The 14732-nt window shown below is 70.5% G+C and carries 16 protein-coding genes; 8 read left to right on the top strand and 8 right to left on the bottom strand.

The window, feature by feature from the left end:
- Window positions 1–22: 22 nt before the first annotated feature.
- The 5 genes from AB0B90_RS20890 (at window position 23) to AB0B90_RS20870 (ending at window position 3941) form a co-directional block, all read left to right on the top strand.
- Window positions 23–523 (top strand): VOC family protein, encoded by a 501-nt coding sequence (locus AB0B90_RS20890; protein ID WP_350942935.1) that lies wholly within the window; start codon window positions 23–25, stop codon window positions 521–523.
- 189 nt (window positions 524–712) lie between these two features.
- Window positions 713–1564 carry a branched-chain amino acid ABC transporter permease gene (locus tag AB0B90_RS20885; protein ID WP_350942934.1) on the top strand — a complete coding sequence of 284 codons (852 nt, stop codon included), beginning with the start codon at window positions 713–715 and terminating at the stop codon, window positions 1562–1564.
- Window positions 1557–2465, top strand: a complete 909-nt coding sequence (locus AB0B90_RS20880) for a branched-chain amino acid ABC transporter permease (protein ID WP_350942933.1) — start codon at window positions 1557–1559, stop codon at window positions 2463–2465. The genes AB0B90_RS20885 and AB0B90_RS20880 overlap by 8 nt, the downstream gene beginning before the upstream one ends.
- The gene (locus tag AB0B90_RS20875; protein WP_350942932.1) at window positions 2462–3259 is read left to right on the top strand and encodes an ABC transporter ATP-binding protein; all 798 of its coding nucleotides are present in this window, start codon (window positions 2462–2464) and stop codon (window positions 3257–3259) included. The genes AB0B90_RS20880 and AB0B90_RS20875 overlap by 4 nt, the downstream gene beginning before the upstream one ends.
- A complete protein-coding gene (locus AB0B90_RS20870) occupies window positions 3246–3941 on the top strand; it encodes an ABC transporter ATP-binding protein (RefSeq protein WP_350942931.1) in 696 nt (231 codons plus the stop codon). Before AB0B90_RS20875 ends, AB0B90_RS20870 begins: the two co-directional genes overlap by 14 nt.
- Before the next feature lie 66 nt (window positions 3942–4007).
- On the opposite strand, the gene AB0B90_RS20865 is transcribed toward AB0B90_RS20870, so the two are convergent.
- The 4 genes from AB0B90_RS20865 to AB0B90_RS20850 form a co-directional block, all read right to left on the bottom strand.
- Window positions 4008–5156, bottom strand: coding sequence for an acetyl-CoA C-acetyltransferase (locus AB0B90_RS20865; protein WP_350942929.1), 1149 nt, complete (start codon window positions 5154–5156; stop codon window positions 4008–4010).
- Window positions 5157–5326: 170 nt separating this feature from the next.
- Window positions 5327–6505, bottom strand: coding sequence for a CaiB/BaiF CoA-transferase family protein (locus tag AB0B90_RS20860; protein WP_350942927.1), 1179 nt, complete (start codon window positions 6503–6505; stop codon window positions 5327–5329).
- Window positions 6506–6635: 130 nt separating this feature from the next.
- Window positions 6636–7373, bottom strand: a complete 738-nt coding sequence (locus tag AB0B90_RS20855; RefSeq protein WP_350942926.1) for a GntR family transcriptional regulator — start codon at window positions 7371–7373, stop codon at window positions 6636–6638.
- A 104-nt stretch (window positions 7374–7477) separates the two neighbouring features.
- Window positions 7478–8155 (bottom strand): helix-turn-helix domain-containing protein, encoded by a 678-nt coding sequence (locus AB0B90_RS20850; protein WP_350942925.1) that lies wholly within the window; start codon window positions 8153–8155, stop codon window positions 7478–7480.
- A gap of 162 nt (window positions 8156–8317) precedes the next feature.
- Here AB0B90_RS20850 and AB0B90_RS20845 point away from each other — a divergent pair, with 162 nt between their 5' ends.
- Window positions 8318–9157 carry a class I SAM-dependent methyltransferase gene (locus tag AB0B90_RS20845; RefSeq protein WP_350942924.1) on the top strand — a complete coding sequence of 280 codons (840 nt, stop codon included), beginning with the start codon at window positions 8318–8320 and terminating at the stop codon, window positions 9155–9157.
- 67 nt (window positions 9158–9224) lie between these two features.
- On the opposite strand, the gene AB0B90_RS20840 is transcribed toward AB0B90_RS20845, so the two are convergent.
- Window positions 9225–9821, bottom strand: a complete 597-nt coding sequence (locus AB0B90_RS20840; protein ID WP_350942923.1) for a TetR/AcrR family transcriptional regulator — start codon at window positions 9819–9821, stop codon at window positions 9225–9227.
- A gap of 68 nt (window positions 9822–9889) precedes the next feature.
- Here AB0B90_RS20840 and AB0B90_RS20835 point away from each other — a divergent pair, with 68 nt between their 5' ends.
- Entirely contained in the window at window positions 9890–11071 is a 1182-nt protein-coding gene (locus AB0B90_RS20835; RefSeq protein WP_362896543.1) for an acyl-CoA dehydrogenase family protein, read from the top strand.
- A gap of 104 nt (window positions 11072–11175) precedes the next feature.
- Here AB0B90_RS20835 and AB0B90_RS20830 read toward each other — a convergent pair whose 3' ends face one another.
- Window positions 11176–11739 (bottom strand): phospholipase, encoded by a 564-nt coding sequence (locus tag AB0B90_RS20830; RefSeq protein WP_350942921.1) that lies wholly within the window; start codon window positions 11737–11739, stop codon window positions 11176–11178.
- Window positions 11740–12137: 398 nt separating this feature from the next.
- Here AB0B90_RS20830 and AB0B90_RS20825 point away from each other — a divergent pair, with 398 nt between their 5' ends.
- Complete coding sequence (locus tag AB0B90_RS20825; protein ID WP_350942920.1) at window positions 12138–12587, top strand: protein-tyrosine phosphatase family protein; 450 nt, start codon at window positions 12138–12140, stop codon at window positions 12585–12587.
- Between the two features lie 152 nt (window positions 12588–12739).
- Here AB0B90_RS20825 and AB0B90_RS20820 read toward each other — a convergent pair whose 3' ends face one another.
- Together AB0B90_RS20820 and AB0B90_RS20815 are read right to left on the bottom strand one after the other, a co-directional pair.
- Window positions 12740–14008 carry a Dyp-type peroxidase gene (locus AB0B90_RS20820; protein ID WP_362924129.1) on the bottom strand — a complete coding sequence of 423 codons (1269 nt, stop codon included), beginning with the start codon at window positions 14006–14008 and terminating at the stop codon, window positions 12740–12742.
- A gap of 21 nt (window positions 14009–14029) precedes the next feature.
- Entirely contained in the window at window positions 14030–14674 is a 645-nt protein-coding gene (locus AB0B90_RS20815; RefSeq protein ID WP_362924127.1) for a copper chaperone PCu(A)C, read from the bottom strand.
- Window positions 14675–14732 lie beyond the last annotated feature (58 nt).

Here is a 14732-nt window from a genome sequence, read left to right as displayed (position 1 = left end):
CCATCCCGGAGGAAACCTCGCGATGACCTTCAAAATCGACCACCTCGTCCACGCCAACGTGGTCTGCAGCGACTTCGACCGATCGCTCGACTTCTACACCCGCCTGCTCGGCGCCCGGATCCTCGGGCAGCCGTTCGAGTTCGACGCCGGAGACGACTTCCGTACGATCCTGGACGTCACCGGGCCGGTCCGCTGCAAGGCGGCCCTGCTCAGCTGGAGCTCCCGGGACACCGACACCTATCTGGACCTGCTGCACTTCACCGACGACGGCGGCGCACCGGCGCCGCGCACGGCCAAGGACGCGGGGCTCGCCCGCCTGGGGCTGCGGGTCGAGGACATGGACACCACGATGGCCTGGATCACCGAGCACGGCATCCCCGTGGTCGGCGGGCCGGTCACGCTCGTCCCCATGCCGGGCCGCGAGCGGCGCGTGGTCACCATCCTCGACCCCGACGGGACGCTGCTGAACCTGATGGAGTTCTCCGGCCCCTCCGCACCCCCGGCCGGGAGCGGGCGCGGATGACCGGCGCCGCCGCCCCGCGCGGGACACCGATAACGGCCGCGACCATACCCCCGCCGGGCTCTCCCGCCCACGTAACGCCGGTGTTAACGAGGAAACGCAACGCTGGCCCCGATCTCGTCACACCGCGGACAGCCAGGGCCGGGGCCACGAGAGGGAACGGAGGACGGTGTGCAACAGACCATTAACGGCTTGGCCTTGGGGAGTACCTACGCCCTGTTGGGCGTGGGCGTCACCCTGGTCTGGGGTGTTCTCAACCTCCTCAACTTCGCCCACGCGCAGATCCTGACCTGGGGCACCTTCGCCGCCCTGGCCTCGCTGCGCCTGGGCGTCCCCGTACCGGTCGCGATCCTGGTGGGCATGGTGGCGGCCGGTGTGCTGTCGGTGCTGATCGACCTGGTCGTCCTCGCACCGCTGCGCGGTCGCAAGGCACCGGAGTTCTCCTTCGTGGTCGCGACGATCGGCGTCTCGCTGGTGCTCACCACGGTGCTGCGCACCTACACAGACGCGCAGACCGAGGCGTTCCCCCGGCAGGGTTTCCCGGTCGGCGCCTTCGAGTTCGCCGGCCAGAACGTGCCCCGGCTCCAGGTGGTCATGTTCGTGATCGCGGTGGTGGCGATGGTGGGCCTCGCGTACTGGCTGAACCGGACCAAGTCCGGCCGGTCCGTCCGCGCGGTGGCCCACGACCGGGAGACCGCCGAGCTGCTCGGTGTGAACAGCCAGCTCGTCTTCTCGATCTGTTTCTTCGTCGCCGGCGCGCTCGCCGCGGTGGCGGGCATCTTCGTCGCCGCGTCGGCGGCGCAGGTGTCGTACTCGTCCGGCGACGGGCTGCTGCTCATCGCCTTCGCGGTGATCATCCTCGGCGGCATGGGCTCGGTGAAGGGCGCGATCATCGGCGGTCTCGTCCTCGGCGTGGTCGAGGTCTACGCCACCACCTACGTCTCCAGCTCGTTCAGGGAGATCATCGCGTTCGCCGTCATCCTCGCGATGCTGGTCGCGCGGCCGTCCGGGTTCTTCGGCAAGAAGGAGGCCGCCCGTGTTTGAGTGGCTCGAACCGCTCCAGCTGTTCCGGCTGGACACCGCGCTCATCCTCACCCTGCTCGTGATCAGCGTGCACATCACGTTCCGGGTCGGCATCATGTCGCTCGCCCCGATGGGGTTCGCCGCGGTCGGCGGCTACACCGCGGCCCTCATCGCGACCAAGTCCGAGCTGCCGTTCGCGATCGGCCTGCTCGCCGCCACGGTGCTGGCGGGCATGATCGGCGCGCTGTTCGCCCCGCCGGTGCTGCGGTTGCGCGGCATCTACATGGCCCTGGGCAGCCTGGCCCTCGCCCAGGCCATCGTGGTGCTGATCCGGATCAACGACTACACCAACGGTCCGAACGGCATCGCCGGCATCCCGGTCGAGGTCAGGACCGAGCACCTGGTCGTCGCGCTGCTGGTGGCGTTCGTACTGCTTGAGCTCAGCCACCGCTCCTACTTCGGCCGGGCCGCCAAGGCGGTACGGCTGGACGAGCGCACCGCGGAGGGCATGGGGGTGAACGTGTTCCGCGTCCGGTTCGTGAGCTTCACCGCGGCCGCCGCCGTCGCCGGGTGCGCGGGTGCCCTGGAGGCGCACCGCACCACGGTGATCAGCCCCGACCAGTACGGCTTCGCCACGCTGGTCATCGTGTTCACCTACGTGCTGGTGGGCGGCAACGGGCACTGGGCGGGGCCGATCCTGGTCACCTGGGGGCTCACGATCCTGCGCGACTCGCTGCACTTCGCGGGTTCCAACTGGGAGGACGTCATCTACGGCGTACTGCTCGTCGTGATCCTGCTGGTCGCGCCGAACGGCCTGTCCGACCGCTCGCTCTACCGGGGCCTGCGGCGCCGCTGGCGCGGCAGACGGGACCAGCCCGCGCCCACCGTCCAAGATCCTGCCGAGAAGGTGGCGAGCCGATGACCGCGCTGCTGGAGTTGTCCGGAGTCAGCAAGCATTTCGGCGGCATGAAGGCCGTGAACGACGTCTCGTTCTCCGTGGGAGAGGGCGCCATCTACGGCCTGATCGGTCCCAACGGCGCGGGTAAGACCACGGTGGTCAACCTGATCAGCGGCTACCTGAAGCCCACCGCCGGGCGGATCACCCTCGCCGGGTCCGATCTCGCCGACCTGCGCCCGCACCGGCTCGCCGCCGCGGGCATCGCCCGCACCTACCAGAACCTGAAGCTCTTCGACGAGAGCACCGTCCTGGAGAACGTGCTGATCGGCCGGCATCTGTCCTTCAAGGGCCGCCGCTGGCAGCTCGGCCGGGTGCGCAGACGTGAGGAGGCCGAGCAGCACGAGGTGGCGCGGCGGCTGATCGACCGGGTCGGCCTCACCTCGGTGATCGACGTGGACGTGGCCGAGCTCTCCTACGGCATGCGGCGACGGGTCGAGATCGCCAGGGCGATGGCCACCGAGCCTCGGCTGCTGCTGCTCGACGAGCCGACCGCCGGAATGAACCGGGCCGAGTCCGACGACATCGGACGGCTCATCCAGATGATCAATGACGAGGGCGTGACCGTGCTGCTCGTCGACCACAACGTGCGGCTGGTCACCGAGGTCTGCCACCGGGTCGTCGTCCTGGACTGGGGCAGCGTGCTCACCGAGGCCGGCCCGCACGAGGTGTGGCAGGACGAGCGGGTCAAGACGGCCTACCTCGGCGTCAAGGAACGTCGCACAGCGGACACCGTGGAGGCACCGGATGCTGGTCGTTGATTCCCTGGTCACCCGTTACGGCGCCGTCGAAGCGCTGCACGGGGTGAGCCTGGAGGTCGGTGCGGGCGAGGCCGTGGCCCTGGTCGGGCCGAACGGCGCGGGCAAGACGACCCTGCTGCGCACGATCTCCGGTCTGGTACGGCCGACGGCCGGGACCGTGACGATCGACGGCAGGGCGACCGGGCGCCGCGCCGCCTACCGGGTCGCCCGGCTGGGCGTCAGCCACGTGCCCGAGGGCCGGGCGATCCTGTCCCCCCTCACCGTGAAGGACAACCTGCTCATGGGCGGCAGCCGGCTGCCCGGCTCCGAGGCCGGCGAGCGGATGGACGAGATGATCGAACTGTTCCCGGTGCTGGGACGGCGGATCGACTCCCTCGGCGGTGTGCTGTCCGGCGGCGAGCAGCAGATGCTCGCGATCGCGCGCGGGCTGATGGCCCGCCCGCGGCTGCTCATGATCGACGAGCCGTCGATGGGGCTCGCCCCGCGCATCGTGGGCGACGTGCTGGACGCGCTGCACCGGGTGGTCGCCACCGGCACCGCGGTGCTGGTGGCGGAACAGAACGTGGGCCTCGCGCTGGAGGTGGCCGACCGGGCGTACGTGATGGTGGTCGGGGACATCGTGGCGTCCGGGCGCAGCGAGGACATGGACGAGAACAGCCTGCTGGAGACCTACCTGGCCTGAGGCTTTCCCGTCTTTCCGACGTCCCGGTGGTCCGGCCTCCCCCGGCCCGGACCACCGGGGCTCTCTCTACAGTCGCTCGATGATCGTGACGTTCGCCTGGCCGCCGCCCTCGCACATCGTCTGCAGCCCGTACCTGCCGCCCGTACGCTCCAGCCGGTTGAGCATCGTCGTCATCAGCCGCGCGCCGGTCGCCCCGAGCGGGTGGCCGAGCGCGATCGCCCCGCCGTCCGGATTCACCTTGGCCGGGTCGAACCCGGTCTCCTTCAGCCAGGCGAGCACCACCGGCGCGAACGCCTCGTTGATCTCCACGGTGTCGATGTCGTCAGGGGTGAGCCCGGTCCGCTCCAGTGCCCGCCTGGTCGCCGGGATCGGCGCGGAGAGCATCATCAGCGGGTCGTCGCCCATCACCGTCATGTGGTGGACGCGCGCCCGCGGTGTCAGCCCCAGATGCCTCACCGCGCGCTCCCCGGCGATCAGCAGGGCGGCCGAGCCGTCGCTGATCTGGCTGGCGCAGGCGGCGGTGATCCGGCCGTCGGGCAGCAGGGTGGGCAGCGACCTGATCTTCTCCCAGTCGGGCTCGCGCGGGCCGTTGTCGGCGGACAGGCCGCCCAGCGGCGCGATCTCCGGCTCGAACAGCCTCTCGGCGTTCGCGCGCAGCGCACGGGTGTGCGACTCGACCGCGAACCGCTCCATTTCGTCGCGCGAGATGTCCCAGTGTGTCGCCATCATCTCGGCGCCCCGGAACTGGCTCACCTCCCCCTTCCCGAACCGGCTCGTCCACCCCTCGGAGGTGGAGAACGGGTCCTCGAACCCGAGTGCCCTGCCGGAGTCGGCCGCCGACATCAGCGGCACCATGCTCATGTTCTGTACGCCGCCGGCCACGACCAGGTCCATCGTGCCGCTCATCACGGCCTGGGCGGCGAAGTGCACGGCCTGCTGCGCCGAGCCGCACTGCCGGTCGACGGTGACCCCCGGCACGTGGGCCGGGAAGCCCGCCGCCAGCCAGCAGGTGCGGGCGATGTCGAAGGACTGCGGGCCGACCGAGTCCACGTTGCCGAACACCACGTCGTCGACGAGCGCGGGGTCCACCCCTGCTCGCTCGATCAACGCGCGGATGGCGTGCGCTCCCAGGTCTGCCGGATGGATCGTGCTCAGCGGCCCGCCGCGCCTGCTCACCGGAGTGCGGACGGCGTCGATGATGAATGCTTCAGCCATGCCGCCGACCGTACGGACGGAACGTTAACCGGCCGTGCGCCACCGGATCGGGCGGCGTTACCCCGCCCCTGTCCCCGTACGGCCGGATCGGCTGCTCGAACGTCCCGCGCCCTCGCGCGTGCGCGTCGTCGACCGCGTCACGCCCTCGTCCTCGCCCGGCCGGGCGAGGGTCAGATGACGGACCGGGCGGCGAGGTCGGCGATCTCCTCCGGCGAGCGGCCCAGCTCGGCCAGTACGTCGGCCGTGTGCCGCCCCAGCTCGGGCACCGGGTCCATCCGCGGCTCGGCCCCGTCCAGGGAGATCGGCGGCAACAGTGCCCGGATGGGGCCACCGGGTGTGCCGACGTCCCGCCATCGGTCACGCTCGCGCAGCACCGGGTGGTCCAGGAAGTCGGCCACCGTGTTCACCCCGGCGTTCGCGACCCCGGCCTGGTCGAGCAGTTCGGCGGCGTCGGCGCCGTCCAGCTCGGCGAAACGCGCGTCGACGATGGCCTCCAGCGCGTCCCGGTCGGCCACCCGCAGCGTGTTGGTGGCGAAACGCGGGTCGGTCGCGAGCTCGGGATCCTTGAGGAACACCGCGCAGAACCGGATCCACTCGGCCTCGTTCTGGATGGAGAGCAGCACGGTCCGCCCGTCGCGGGCGGTGAACGGTCCGTACGGGGCGATGGTGGCGTGCCGGGCACCGGCACGCGGCTGCTGGCGCCCGCTGCCCGCGGTGTAGTTGGCGGGCTGCCCCATCCACTCGGCGAGCGCCTCGAACAGCGACACCTCCAGCGTGGCCCCCCGCCCGGTGACCTGCCGCTGGTACAGGGCCGTCAGCACCGCGCCGAAGCCGTACATCCCGGCGGCGATGTCGGCCACCGAGACGCCGACCCTGGCGGGCTCGTCCGCCGACCCGGTCAGCGAGACCAGCCCGGCCTCGCACTGGACCAGCAGGTCGTACGCCTTGCGCCCGGCCCACGGTCCGTCACCGCCCCACCCGGTGATGCCGAGCACGATCTTGCGTGGGTCCCGCTCCCTGACGGCGGCGGCGGCGAGCCCGAGCCGGTCGGCGGCGCCGGGGCCGAGGTTCTGGACGAGCACGTCGGCCCGGTCCACCAGCTCGTGCAGGATCTCCCTGCCGTGCGGGGACTTCACGTCCAGGGTGACCGACTCCTTCGAGCGGTTCAGCCAGACGAAGTAGCTGGACTGGCCGTGCACCGACTCGTCGTAGCGACGGGCGAAGTCGCCGGAGCCCGGTCGCTCGATCTTGATCACGCGGGCGCCGAGATCGGCGAGCTGGCGGGTCGCGAACGGCGCGGCGACCGCGTGTTCCAACGTCACGACGGTGATCCCGGTCAGCGGCAGCACGGCTCCCCCTCGGTTGATCAATATAAAATATAGAGTTTTACTCTAGGGCATCAGGGTGATCAGGTTTTACTCGGGTATGCCTTCTGATCAGCCGATTCATGACCGAGGGCGTGAACGGAGAGAAAATATCCTATGAGGTCCCTGACGGGGTCTCATCGTCCGCGGCCTGCCGATCGAACTGCCTGGCCAGCAGGTCGCCGGAGTTCACGATGTGATCGTGCATCGCCCTGCGCGCGGCCTCCGCGTCCCCGGCCCGCAGCCCCGCCAGGATCCCGGCGTGGTCGTGCAGGGTCGCCTCGGGCCAGCCCTCGATCGCGGAGTAGAAGCGGGTGGGAATGTAGCGGCCGGTCAGGCCGAGCACCCAGGTGATCTTTCTGGCGCCCGCCACCAGGTTGATGTGCCGGTGAAAGGCGTGGTTCCTCTCCTCAAGCAGAGTCAGGTCCTTGCGGTGCGCAGCGGCCAGCAGCTCGTGGTGCAGCGCTTCCAACTCGGCCAGATCCTCCGGCGTCGCCCGTACCGCGGCGCGGGCCGCGAGCTCGCCCGAGATCAGCGCGTGCGCCTCGAACAGGTCGCGGACGTCCTGACCGGTGAGCGGCGCGACCTGGAAGCCGCGCCGGGGCAGCAACTGCAGGAAGCCCTCCACCCGGAGCACGTGCAGCGCCTCGCGGGCCGGCGTCGCGGAGATGCCCAGCGCCTGGCCCACCGCCTCCGGCCGGACCGAGTGGCCAGGACGCCACCGGCCCGACATGATCATGCTGCGGATGTAGGAGGCGGCCGCGTCGCTGAGCTGGGGGCGGTCCGCCTCGGAGGTCCGGGGCGCCCCGTCCGTCGGGGCCGTTCTCGCGCCCCCGGTCACTCTGCCGCTCATCGCACGACCTCTCGCCTCGATCGGGGCTTCTTCCCGGCGTCCCACCTGCGCCGACGATCCTAGGTGGATACGAAGGGCCGCGACACGGCCTCGACGAGCGGACGCTAGACGGGCCGGGGCACGGAGGCCCACGCGGGAAGGGTGAACCACCGGGGCACGGCGCGGCGCAGCGCCTCCGGCCCCTGCACCTCGACCTCGTGCAGGCGCAGCGCGTCCGGCCAGCTCAGCTCGCCGCGCCAGACCTCGACCATGCTGCGCACACCGGCGGTCACCGTCACGGTCACGGCGTGGCCGGGGTCCGTGTCGCAGACGTCCACCTCGTCACTTGTGATCACAATCCACCAGCGCCGACTTTTGGGCGGAACGTCCGGGAAGCGGAACTCGATGACCGTCCGCCCGTCGGGAACGACGCTCCGGTCGACGTTGCGGTGCATGTCCCACAGCAGCAGCTTCGGGTCGAGGTCCTCGTCGCCCAGCTCACCGATCCAGCGGATGCCCCATGCGGCGAGCGCCTCGACCACCGGTCGCAGTTCGTGGCCGGCCGGGGTGAGAACGTAGCGCACGTCGTTGTTCTTGACGTGCCTCTCCACGATGCCGGCGCGGGTGAGCTGGTGCAGCCGTCGGGAAAGCAGCGTGGGGGACATGCGCGGCAGGCCGCGGCGCAGCTCGTTGAAACGCTCGGTCCCGCACACCAGTTCCCGGATGACGAGCAGCGTCCATCGTTCGTCGAGCAGTTCGACGGCCTTGGCGACCGGGCAGAACTGGTGATACGAGGAGCCCATACCTCGGAGTCTAGATTCAGCCGTCACGAACGCCAGGGGGCGACGACGGGGGGCGGCGGGGACAGCACCGGACGGCGGTACAGATCGTGTACTGGATGGCGAATCCAGCACTCCCTACCGTCGATTCCAGTCCACCGCGGATCACGACGAGGGAGCAGTGCGATGACGCCACAGAACGACCCGACAGAGGCCGACCGTGCCCTGAAGGCCAGGCACCGCGACATGTGGGCGCTGGGTGACTATCCCGCGGTCGCCGCCGAGATCATCCCCGATCTGGGCGCGATCCTGGTCGAGGCCTGCGGGGTGGGACGCGGCGACCGTGTGCTGGACGTGGCCGCCGGATCGGGGAACGCCGCCATTCCCGCGGCGCTCGCCGGGGCGAGCGTGGTGGCCGGCGACCTCACCCCGGAACTCCTGGAGGCCGGACGCGCCCTGGCGACGCGGCGCGGCGCGGCGGTCGAGTGGCGGCAGGCCGACGCGGAGGCCCTGCCGTACGCCGACGGCGAGTTCGACACGGTCATGTCCTGTGTCGGGGTCATGTTCTCTCCCGACCACCGGGCCAGTGCGGGCGAGCTGATCCGGGTCTGCCGCCCGGGCGGCACGATCGGCCTGCTCAACTGGACGCCGCAGGGGTTCATCGGTCAGATGTTCGCGGCGATGAAGCCGTACGCGCCCCCGCCCCCGCCCGGCGCACAGCCCCCTCCGCTGTGGGGCGACGAGGATCACGTCCGCGCGCTGCTCGGCGACGCGGTCACCGACGTCGTCACGCGCCGGCGGACGGTCACGATCGACCGGTTCGCTCACCCCGGCGCGTTCGTCGACTACTTCAAGGCCAACTACGGCCCGACCATCGCCGTCTACCGAGGGCTGGCCGGGGATCCCGACCGGGCCGCCGCCCTGGACCAGGCTCTCACCGAACTGGCACGCGGCCATCTCCAGGGGGAGGAGAAAACGGTGATGGAATGGGAGTATCTCCTGCTCACCGCCCGCAAACGCCACTGACGAGCTCCCCTTCTCCGCGCGGGAATCGAACCGAGTGGGGACCGAACCGGGAGCCGACCGTCGGCGGTCAGGTCGTCGTTCTCTCCTTCGGATCGGTCAGGCCGGTCATGACCAGGTCGGCGAGTTGCCGGTACGCCTCGGCGGCGTCGAGGCCGGTGCTCGACTGGATGGTCCCGCGCTGGATCGCGCCCATGATCTCGGCCGCGACGGCCCCCACGAACGACGCGTGCACCGGGCGCAGCGCACCCGCCCGCACTCCCTCGGTCACCAGGGCCTGTACCCGCCTGGCCGCGTACCGGGTGTTCTCCTGATACACGTCGTTGGCCGGGCCGAAGTCGGCCACGTCGGCGAAGAACCTGGCCGAGGCAGGTTGGAGCTCCGAGGCGACGGCCTCCAGATAGATCACCAGTCGTCGCGCCGGGTCGTCGGAGGCCGCGACCCGGGCCTCGATGCGTTCCGCCGTGTGCTTGAAGAACGAGCGCACGGCCGCGACGACGATCTGTTCCTTGCTCGGCGCCACGGCGTACAGGGTGGTTCTCGAACACCTCAGCCGTTCCGCCAGGTCCCCGATGCCGAACGAGGAGAATCCCTCACTCAGGAACAGCTCTCGAAGCTGGACCAGCGTCTCCTCGCGGCGCATGCGAGCCTTCCCCGGAATCGGCATGAGGCCGACTCTACGGCAGAGTACCGAAACTGATACCGTGGTACTCATATCGGTTTCTGGAGGATCACATGCCCGCGTCACGTGTCATGCCCACCAGCGAGAGCGCCGACCTGATCACCCTCGTCCGAGACCTCGCCGCCAAGGAACTCCTGCCCAGGGCCGCCCAGGCCGAGGCCGACGAGGAGTTCCCTCGCGAGGTCTTCAGGACCCTCGGCGCCGTCGGCCTCCTCGGTCTCCCCTACCCCGAGGAGTACGGTGGCGCGGGTCAGCCGTACGAGGTGTACCTGCAGGTGCTCGAGGAGATCGCGGCGGTCTGGTCGAGCGTCGGTGTCGGCGTGAGCGTGCACGCCCTGTCGTGCTTCGGGCTCGTCAGGTTCGGCACCGAGGAACAGCGGCGAGAGTGGCTGCCGGACATGCTCGGCGGCGACCTGCTCGGCGCGTACAGCCTGAGCGAGGCGCACGCGGGCTCCGATCCCGCCGCGATGAGCACCCGCGCCGTACGGGACGGCGACGACTACGTGCTCGACGGCGCGAAGGCGTGGACGACCCACGGCGGGCACGCCGACTTCTACCAGGTGATGGCGCGGACCTCCGACGACCGCAAGGGCATCTCCTGCTTCCTCGTCCCCGCCGACGCCGAGGGCCTGAGCGCCGACCCGCCCGAGCGCAAGATGGGCCTGACCGGATCGGCGACCGCGACCATACGCCTGGACCACGTCCGCGTTCCCGCCGGGCGCAGGATCGGCGCGGAGGGCGACGGCCTCAAGATCGCACTGGCCGGCCTCGACTCCGGCCGGCTGGGCATCGCGGCGGTCGCCACCGGGCTGGCCCAGGGGGCGCTCGACCAGGCCGTGGCGTACGCGAAGGAGCGGCAGACCTTCGGCAAGCCGATCATCGAGCACCAGGGCCTCGCGTTCCTGCTCGCCGACATGGAGGCGGCCGTCCAGAGCGCCCGCGCGACGACGCTGCACGCCGCGCGTCTGAAGGACCGAGGGCTCCCGTTCAGCCGGGAGGCCTCCATCGCCAAGATGGTCGCCACCGACAACGCCATGAAGGTCACCACCGACGCCGTTCAGGTCCTCGGCGGCTACGGCTACACCCGGGACTTCCCGGTCGAGCGCTACATGCGCGAGGCGAAGGTCATGCAGATCTTCGAGGGCACCAACCAGATCCAGCGCCTGGTCATCGGCCGCGCGCTCGCCGGGAACCCCGGCGGAACGATCACCACCGCCGACGGGGAGCGGAGCTGAAGCAGAGCGGCGGGCCGGTCTCCCATCGGCCCGCCGCTCTTCTCTTCTCCAGTGGGTTTTCAGCGGGTGGCGGCGATTCCGCCGCCGCGGGGGAGCGGGATGGTTCACATCTCCGCGGTCGAAGCGGCCTGCTCGCCGGTCGGAGCGGCCTGCTCCCCCGTCGGGGTGGCCCTTTCCGCACTCTGCCGGATCCGCTCGATCTGCGCCTGGGTGACGTTGAGGGTGCCGAATTCCTTGACCGCCTGGTAGTAGGTCCAGGCGAGGCTGTTGCAGGTGCCCCTGGGAATGGTGGAATATCCCGCGCAGACCTGCCTCATGTCGAAGTAGAACGCGTCGTCGATGCGCGCCTTGTTCGCCGGGAACTGGCTCACCGCCTTGTAGTTGCGGTAGCCGAAGTCGTGGCGTCGGCACGACATTCTGAAGTCGAAGCCGAGCGGCTGGTCGGGGCTGGCCGAACACAGGTCGGTCGACCAGTCGAAGTTGTAGTCCGCCCAGCTTCCCTGGTTCTGCCAGGCGGAAACCCAGCTCGCGGCGCTCGCCGCCGTAGGCTGACTGAAATTGGAAAGTGCGGCGAGTTTTTGCTGCAACGTCACCGCGTAGGCGGGCAGGGTTAATCCGAGTAGTACGGCGAAGGAGAGGGAGACGGTTGCGAGGGCGCGCTTGACCATGGACTCTGCCTTTGTCCGGGGGATACCTCTCGCGGCGGGACGCCGCCACGGCCTAACAATGAGGCGAAATATCCTGTGACGCCGAGACAGATCTCCGTGAAGATCTGCGCCGATATTCGTTAACGGCGGCTCTTTACAGCTTTTACGGCGTGAAGTAAGGGCGATCGGTGCCGGGGAGTTCCTCGCCCTCGTGGCCGACCACGGCGGGCCGACGTGCCGACGACAACCACCTGTACGAGATCGGTCCGGTAGGGCCGGTTCTTCGGCCGGGCGGCTCGTTTCCGGTGGCCCTCGCTTCCGGCGATCCCTGCCGGGAGAGGCCGGCCCTCGTCGTCACGGATGATCGCCGATAGCTGAACCAAGTGAGCGAGCGTGTGGCGGTGAGCCACAATCGCCTCATGACGGCACCACTGACCGGCGCGGTCCAACTCCCCGACGGAACCTGGGTGCGCGGCCGAGGGCTGCGGAACGCCGCCCCCACCGGCCCGGCCCCCGACTTCGCGCTCTACCTCGGCTCCGCGCGCCTCCGGCAGCGCCACCAGAGCGATCTGTCATGGCCACACGAATGGATCCGCTGGCCGGACTTCCTGCTGCCCGTGGACCGGCACGCGGCCGCCCGCTCCATCGTCCACCTGCGCGACCAGGCGCGATCGGGACTCGCCGTCGAGGTCGCCTGCGACGGCGGGGTCGGCAGGACCGGCACCGTCATGGCCTGCCTCGCGACCCTCACCGGCCTGCCCCCTCGGGAGGCCGTCGAGTGGACGCGCGCGCACTATCACCGCCGCGCGGTCGAAACCCCCTGGCAACGACGGTGGGTGGCGTGGTTCTCCGCCCGGCCGGAAGCGTGATCCCACCAGGCCGCCGTACGCCCCTGAGGACGTACGGCGGCTCGCCGAAGGAGGGCTCTCCCGGAGAGCCGTGGACACCCGCTCGTCACGGACGTACCGCGACTCCCCGAGAGCGACGCCCTTCGCCCGTCACGGACGTGCCGCGCCCCCTGTCAGGTGAGAAGACCGTCCCCGATCCAGCCGTTCGGTGAGCAGCCCGGCGGGACGGCGAAGACGGCCGAGCCGATCGGGGTCGTCCACTCGTTGAGCAGGTCGGCCTCGGCCAGCCTGCGCTGGATCGGCAGGAACTGCCGGGAGACGTCGGCCTGGTAGGAGGCGAACAGCAGCCCGGAGTCGGCGTGTCCTTCCGAGGTGAGCCCCTCGTCGTAGTTGTAGACCCTGCGGAAGATCCGCAGGTTCGGGTCGGCGACATGGGCCCGGCGGATATGGGCCTGCTCGGAGATGACGGGGAAGCCGATCGCGTTGAGCTTCTCGAAGTCGGCCTCGTCGTGCTCGTCGCGCCCGGTGAGCGGGGCGCCGTTGTCCAGGCGGCGGCCCACGGTGAACTCCTTGCCGACCCGGTCGACGGCGTCCCAGGTCTCCATCTCCGCCCGGATGCGCCGCAGCACCAGCGTGGTGCCGCCGCGCAGCCACTCCGGGCCGTCGCTCACCCACACCGCCCGGTCGAACTCGGCAGTGCCGGGTACGGGGTTGACGGTCCCGTCCAGCTGGCCCATCACGTTGCGCTGGGTCAGCCCGGCGGGCTGGGTGTAGGCGCCGCGCCGGAAACCCCGCTGGATCCAGCGGACCTTCGCGAAGGAACGGGCGTCCTTGACGACCATGCGCAGGGCGTGGGCCAGGGTGAGTGCGTCGTCGGCGCAGATCTGCAGCAGCAGGTCCCCGCCGCTCCACTCCTTCCTGAGCTTGTCGATCGCGAAGGCGGGCAGCGGCGCCGCCGCCTCCGGAGCGCGGCCGGTCAGCCCGGCCGCCGTGAGGAAGCCGGGGCCGAACCCGAAGGTCACGGTGAGCCGGGCGGGCAGTACGGCCAGCTCAGGTTCGGTGTCGGCCAGGGCGGGCCTGCCCTGGGTGAGCCGCCGGGCGTCGTCGGTGAGCAGCCGCATCATCCGCGCGAGCGCCTCACGGTCGACCTCCGGCCGCAGGTCCAGTCCGACGAACACCCCGTACGTCTGGGGCGCCGTCGCGATCCCTGCCTGGTGGAGGCCGTCGAAGGGCTCCGTCGCGGCACCCGCGGAGCCTTCGGGGCCTTCGGGGCCTCCGGACGCCGGAACGACCCGGGGGCCGGTCCGGGAATCGGCCGGGAGTCCGGCCTGGGGGGCGACTGAGGGGACAGCCTGGTCGGGGGCGCACGCGGCGAGGGCGCCGACCGCGGTGGCGGCGCCTCCCGCGAGCAGTCCCCTGCGGCTGAGTCGGGGTTCTGGCATGGGCTCTTCTCCGTTTCCCGCTCAGCCGTCGCTCTCGCCCATGTGCATGTCGCCGTCGCCCTTGTCGGCCTTGTCTCCTCCCATGTCCATGCCGGGCTGGTAGTCCTCCTTGCCTCCGGCGAAGTCCTTGCCGACCGCGGTGAACTCCACGGTCCGGCCGTCCTTGAGGGTGAGGGTGAAGGGGATCTGCGCGCCGGGCCTCACCGCTTCGGTGACGCCCATCAGCATGATGTGGTCACCACCGGGCTGGAGCTGGTGGGTGCCCTTCGGAGGGATCACGATCCCGCCCTCCTTGGGACGCATGATCATCTTTCCCTTGGAGTCGACGACCTCGTGCAACTCGATCACCGGTGAGATCGGCGAGACGCCGGAGACGATCGTCACCTCGGCGTCGGTGTTGTTGACCAGGGTGCCGAACGCGGCACTCATCCCCTTCTTCGTGGTCTTCACCCACGGATCGGTGACCGTCAGCACGGAGGCGGCCGCGGAGGGGGCGGCGGCGGGCGCGGCGGTGCCGGGGGCGGCGGCCGGTTCCTGGACGCCCTGGGAACCACATCCGCCCAGGACCATCGCGACCGCGACCAGAAGTCCCGCGGGGGTGGTCCGGCGAACTCCGTTACGGGGGAATCCAGTGGTTCCGGCACGGGTGATACGACGAGCAGGCACGTTGACGCCTTTCTTCTGGCCGGATCGGCAGGCCGCGGCCGAACGCCGCCTCGATAGG

Source organism: Streptosporangium sp. NPDC049078 (genome assembly GCF_040648855.1).
In the GTDB taxonomy this organism is placed as follows: Bacteria; Actinomycetota; Actinomycetes; order Streptosporangiales; family Streptosporangiaceae; genus Streptosporangium.
The sequence above is the reverse complement of the archived record's forward strand: the minus strand, read 5'-3'. Positions and strand labels throughout refer to the sequence as shown.

Excerpts from the sequence above, each read along its gene's own strand:
- AB0B90_RS20870 (WP_350942931.1), top strand. The coding sequence starts at position 3,246 with ATGCTGGTCGTTGATTCCCTGGTCACCCGTTACGGCGCCGTCGAAGCG.
- AB0B90_RS20850 (WP_350942925.1), bottom strand. The coding sequence starts at position 8,155 with ATGGGCTCCTCGTATCACCAGTTCTGCCCGGTCGCCAAGGCCGTCGAA.
- AB0B90_RS20825 (WP_350942920.1), top strand. The coding sequence starts at position 12,138 with ATGACGGCACCACTGACCGGCGCGGTCCAACTCCCCGACGGAACCTGG.
- AB0B90_RS20830 (WP_350942921.1), bottom strand. The coding sequence starts at position 11,739 with ATGGTCAAGCGCGCCCTCGCAACCGTCTCCCTCTCCTTCGCCGTACTA.
- AB0B90_RS20890 (WP_350942935.1), top strand. The coding sequence starts at position 23 with ATGACCTTCAAAATCGACCACCTCGTCCACGCCAACGTGGTCTGCAGC.
- AB0B90_RS20865 (WP_350942929.1), bottom strand. The coding sequence starts at position 5,156 with ATGGCTGAAGCATTCATCATCGACGCCGTCCGCACTCCGGTGAGCAGG.
- AB0B90_RS20845 (WP_350942924.1), top strand. The coding sequence starts at position 8,318 with ATGACGCCACAGAACGACCCGACAGAGGCCGACCGTGCCCTGAAGGCC.
- AB0B90_RS20835 (WP_362896543.1), top strand. The coding sequence starts at position 9,890 with ATGCCCGCGTCACGTGTCATGCCCACCAGCGAGAGCGCCGACCTGATC.
- AB0B90_RS20875 (WP_350942932.1), top strand. The coding sequence starts at position 2,462 with ATGACCGCGCTGCTGGAGTTGTCCGGAGTCAGCAAGCATTTCGGCGGC.
- AB0B90_RS20820 (WP_362924129.1), bottom strand. The coding sequence starts at position 14,008 with ATGCCAGAACCCCGACTCAGCCGCAGGGGACTGCTCGCGGGAGGCGCC.
- AB0B90_RS20840 (WP_350942923.1), bottom strand. The coding sequence starts at position 9,821 with ATGCCGATTCCGGGGAAGGCTCGCATGCGCCGCGAGGAGACGCTGGTC.
- AB0B90_RS20855 (WP_350942926.1), bottom strand. The coding sequence starts at position 7,373 with ATGAGCGGCAGAGTGACCGGGGGCGCGAGAACGGCCCCGACGGACGGG.